At 61.4% G+C, this 831-nt stretch carries 1 protein-coding gene; it reads right to left on the reverse strand.

The window, feature by feature from the left end; all coding sequences use genetic code 11:
* Positions 1 to 30 precede the first annotated feature (30 nt).
* On the reverse strand, positions 31 to 831 hold an 801-nt coding region (locus BMI01S_RS37800; RefSeq protein ID WP_042293610.1), incomplete at its 5' end, for a DDE-type integrase/transposase/recombinase.

Below are 831 nucleotides of genomic sequence, written 5' to 3' on the forward strand. Positions count from 1 at the left end.
GGTGTTTGTCAACGTAGTTGTCGCGTCGCTTCACGCGCACTGCTTTAATTCGGAGCGGGGCACACGCTCCGGATTGAGCCAGACCTCGTCCTTCAATTCCCAATTGCGGGTCGAGCAGGACCAGCGGCGCGGGTTGCTCGCTTTGGCTCGCGCATAGACGATTTCACGTTGTGCCAGCACTGCGTTGGCGACGCCGTTATGACGCTGCGCCGGCGTGACGAATTTCAAGCCGCTGTGCTTGTGCTCGTAGTTGTACCAACGCACGAACTGCTGCGTCCAGGCGCGCGCGTCGCCAAGGCTCGCGAACGCTTTACGCGGATAGTCGGGCCTGTACTTGCATGTGCGGAACAGCGCCTCGGCGTACGGGTTGTCGTTGCTCACACGCGGTCGGCTGAACGAAGCCACCACGCCCAGGTTTTCCAGCGTGGCGAGCATCGTCGCACCCTTCATCGCACTGCCATTGTCCGAGTGCAGCACCAGCGGACGTCCCGCCAAGCCCTCGGCCAAACTCGTGCGCCGCATCAGCAACGACGCAAGTTCTGCAGATTCCGCTTCCTGGACTTCGTGACCAACGATCTTGCGGCTAAACACATCGAGCACCATGTACCAGTAGTAGAACTTGCCCTTGATCGCCGCCGGTAACCAGGTGATGTCCCATGACCACAGCTGATTCGGTGCTGTCGCACAATGGCTGGTGGGCATACGTGACGAAGGCTGCCGTGCCCGACCTCGGCGGTGCTGCTGCGAGGCACTTCGCAATACGCGGTAAAAGCTCGATTCCGACGCGAGATACACGCCGCGGTCCGCCAGGCTCGGCACGATCTGACTGGG

Source organism: Paraburkholderia mimosarum LMG 23256 = NBRC 106338 (assembly GCF_000739815.1).
GTDB classification, from domain to species: Bacteria; Pseudomonadota; Gammaproteobacteria; order Burkholderiales; family Burkholderiaceae; genus Paraburkholderia; species Paraburkholderia mimosarum.